The organism is Micropruina sp. (genome assembly GCF_027492755.1).
Classification (GTDB): domain Bacteria; phylum Actinomycetota; class Actinomycetes; order Propionibacteriales; family Propionibacteriaceae; genus Micropruina.
Genome location: NZ_JAPUED010000230.1, coordinates 1 through 4047 on the forward strand (window position 1 = coordinate 1; position 4047 = coordinate 4047).

At 70.3% G+C, this 4047-nt stretch carries 3 protein-coding genes; all 3 read left to right on the forward strand.

The genetic code is table 11. The annotated features are described in order from the left end of the window. Positions 1 to 1801 (forward strand): DUF3418 domain-containing protein (locus tag Q0066_RS15725; protein WP_298134707.1); only part of this gene is annotated, 1801 nt, incomplete at its 5' end. Positions 1802 to 2148: 347 nt separating this feature from the next. Next, positions 2149 to 3048: a PAC2 family protein gene (locus Q0066_RS15730; RefSeq protein ID WP_298134709.1), complete on the forward strand. Its 900-nt coding sequence runs from the start codon at positions 2149 to 2151 to the stop codon at positions 3046 to 3048. A gap of 1 nt (position 3049) precedes the next feature. Then, entirely contained in the window at positions 3050 to 3901 is an 852-nt protein-coding gene (locus Q0066_RS15735) for an acyl-CoA thioesterase II (RefSeq protein ID WP_298134711.1), read from the forward strand. Positions 3902 to 4047: the final 146 nt, after the last annotated feature.

Sequence of the window (4047 nt, forward strand, 5' to 3'; positions counted from 1 at the left end):
CTACTCCGAGCCGCGCTGGTCGGCCCGCTCCGGACAGGTGGTCGCCACCGAACGGGTCACCCTGCTCGGCGTCCCGATCGTCGCCGGACGCACCGTCTCCTACGGCCGGATCGACCCAGAAGAGTCGCGCCGGCTGTTCATCCAGTCCGCGCTGGTCGAGGGCCAATGGCACACCCGGCACCACTTCTGGGCCCGCAACGAGGCCGTCCGATCGGACGCCGAACAGCTCGCCGAGCGCACCCGGCGACTCGATCTGCTCGCCGACGACGCCACCCTGTACGCCTTCTACGACGCACGGATTCCCGCCGATGTGGTCTCGGTCGCCCACTTCGACCGCTGGTGGCGTGACGCTCGCCGCCGCGACGACCACCTGCTCGACCTGGCGCCCACCGACCTGCTCACCGACGACCGGGTGGACGCCGAGCAGTTCCCCGATCACTGGAGCACCGGCGAGCTCGACCTGCCGGTCAGCTACGTCTTCGACCCCGGCTCGGGCCACGACGGCGTCACCGTCGAGATCGAACTCGCCCAGCTGAACCGGGTGGCCGCGGACGACTTCGGCTGGCAGATCCCCGGCCTGCGGCAGGAGTTGGCCACCGAGCTGATCCGGACGTTGCCCAAGCAGTGGCGGGCCCGGCTGGTGCCCGCGCCGGACACCGCGAAACGTGCGCTGGCCTGGTTGGCCGAGCATCCGGTGGCGGGGGAGCCGCTGCCGGCCGGACTGGGCCGCGCGGTGCGGATGCTCACCGGCGTCCAAGTTCCCGACGACGTCTGGCGGATCGACGCCGTCCCGGATCATCTGCGGGTCCGCTTCGTGGTCACCCGCGACGGTGAGCAGGTGGCCACCGGCAAGGACCTGCCGGCGCTGGCCGAGCAGCTCGGTGCGCAGGTCCGGCAGGAACTCAACGCCGGCGCCGCCGAGCACACCCATGCCGGCGCCAAACAGTGGGACTTCGGCACCATCGCCGAACGGGTCGAGGGCGCGGTGGTCGGCTATCCGGCCTTGTCGGATCTGGGTGAAGCGGTGGGCGTGACGGTGTACGCCACGCCCGACGAGGCCGTCCGATCACACCTGCGCGGCCTGCGCCGGCTGGTGGTGCTGACCAGTCCCGACCCGACCAACTGGGTCGTCTCGCGACTGAGCAACCCGGTCAAATTCGCCCTCGCCGCGTCGCCGTACCCGTCCGTGCCCGCCCTGCTCGCCGACGCCCGGCTGGCCGCGGCCGGCGCCCTGATCGGGACTTCCGGCCCGGCGCGGTCGTCGAACCCTGCGTCCGGTGACCCGTGGCTGATTCGCGACCCGGACGCCTTCGCCGCCCTGCGCGACCGCGTCCGTACCGATACCGCAGATCGGATGCTGGCCATCGTCACGACCGCCGGTGAGGTCCTGCAGCGCTATCAGCGGATCCAGCTGGCGCTGCCCTCGGCGCCCGCACCGGTGCGCGCCGACGTCACCGAACAGCTCGCCGGACTGGTCTATCCGGGTTTCCTCGCCGGCACGCCGGAGCCGCACTGGTCGCGGCTGCCGCGCTACCTGCATGCGGTCGAACTGCGGCTGACCGCGGCCCGCAACAATCCGGGACGCGACCGGGCCGGCGCCGAGGTGATCGAGCAGCTCGAGGACGAGTACGCCGCACTCTGCGCCCGCTATCCGGCCGGCCCGCTGCCCACGGACGTCGCCGAGGTGGGCTGGCTGCTCGAAGAACTCCGGGTCAGCCTGTTCGCACAAACCCTCGGGACGGCCGCGCCGGTCTCCGCCAAGCGCGTCCGGACGGCGATGAGCCAGGTGACGCTGCCCTGAGGGCGCGCTGATCACGCCCGCTCCACCGTCATACCGGACTTGATCCGGGATCCCTCCCGCCGGAGATCCCGGGTCGGAGCCCGGGATGACGTGAATGATCAGCGCTTCCCTACGTGCATGACGGCGATCGTCTGCCGTCGGGGGCTACTCCGCAGGAGTCTGATATCGACCCCAGAGAGGTCGCTGATCGGCCTCAAGGCGGTGTGGTCATGCCTTGGCTCACCGGTGCGGTTCAGCACTCTGGGGTCGATATCAGAATGGGTCCGCCAGTACCGGTTCGGCATCGCCGGCGTACGCCGTCGGCGTAGTCACTCGGTGGTTCGAGCCGCTCGCGCTAGGGTGGCCGGGTGATCGATCCCCGGTTGCTGTACACGTTCAACCCCGAGGTCTGGTCGAGCCTGGACGGCGTCCGTCCGGTGCTGATCCACCTGTTCGAGGGGTATGTGGACGCGGCCGCAATCAACCGCAACCTCGGTGCCCACATCCTGCAGAACTGCGAGCACGAGATCCTGGCCGAGTTCGACCACGATCAGCTGCACGACTACCGCAGTCGCCGTCCGCAGATGGTCTTCGACACCAACAGCTGGGTGTCGATGAAGGACTTCTCGCTGCTGCTCTACAAGGTCATCGACGCCGCCGGAACACCGTTCCTGCTGCTCGTCGGCCCCGAGCCGGACAGCCAGTGGCGGCGGATGACCCAGGCGGTGCTGGGCATCGCCGAGCGGCTGCATTCGGCCATGCTGCTGACCGGCAGCGGCGTGCCGATGGCGGTGCCGCACACCCGTCCGACCCTGGTCACCTCGCACTCCACCGACTCGAAGCTGGCGACCGGCAACCCGCTGTGGATCGACCGGGTGCAGATTCCCGGCAGTTTCTCGGCGGTGCTGGAGTTCTGTGCCGGCCAGGTCGGGCTGACAGGTCTCGGCTTCGTCGCGCATGTGCCGCACTACCTGGCCCAGTCGACGTTCCCGCAGGCGACCGCGGCGGTGCTGCGGCGGATGAACGAGGCCGCCGGCCTGCAGATCCCGCTGGGCGATCTCGACGAAGAGGCCGAGCAGCAGCTGGCGACGATCGCGGCCGAGGTCGAGGAGGACGCCGAGTTCCCCGCCGTCCTGGCCGCGCTCGAAGAGCAGTACGACCAGCTGTCGGAATCGGGCCGGACGTCGGTGCCCACCGCCGATGAGATCGGTGCCGCGGTCGAGCAGTTCCTGGCCGAACAGGACGACTCGTCCAACGGGCAGAACTGACGTGCCACGCACCGCCGCCGAACTGGTGGGGTTGCTCGAGCTCGAACAGCTCGACACCGATCTGTTCCGCGGCCCGCAGCCCGAGACGCTCCGGCAACGTTCCTTCGGCGGACAGGTGCTCGCCCAGGCTCTGGGTGCCGCGTACCGCACCATGGCGCCCGAGCGGGTGGCGCACTCGCTCAACGCCTACTTCCTGCGGCCCGGGTCTCCGGCCAGCCCCATCCTGTATGTCGTCGAGCCGACCCGTGACGGACGTGCGTTCAGCCAACGCCGGGTGGTCGGGCGGCAGAACGGCCGTCCGATCTTCTCGATGGTGTGCTCGTTCCACATCGACGAGGGCGGCTTGGACCACGCCGATCCGCTCCCGGTGGGCGTCCCGGCACCGGAGGATTGCCGTCCGGCCGCGGACGTGCTGGGGGAGCGGTCCGCCCAGACCGCCGAGTTCTGGGAAGCCGAGTGGGGCGCCCTGGACGTCCGCTACGCGACCGAGCCGTCGTCCGATCGACCAGGGCCCGCCCAACTACAGCTGTGGATCCGCACCGAGTCACGGCTGCCGGACGACCCGCGACTGCACCAGATGGTGCTGGCCTACCTGTCCGACATCTCGCTGCTCAGCGTCAGCACGCTGACGCACCCGGTGGAGTTCATGTCGTCGCGGATGCAGGCCGCCTCGATCGACCACGCGATGTGGTTCCACCGCCCGGCCCGTGCCGACGAATGGCTGCTGTACGACCAGACCTCGCCGTCGGCGTCCGGCGGCCTGGGCTTCTCCCAGGGCCGGCTGTTCACCGCGGACGGCGTCCTGGCCGCCTCCTGCGCCCAGCAGGGCCTGATCCGTGTCCTGGACGCCTGACCTCGAACCCGGACGACAGACGCCTCAGGGCGGTGGCAGCAACCCCACCTTCGGGGTCTCGCCCAGTTCGGCGGACTCGTCGTCGGTGAACAGCCGCGACCGGATCAGGAACCGGAAGCCGGTGGGTCCCTCCAGCGAGAAGCCGG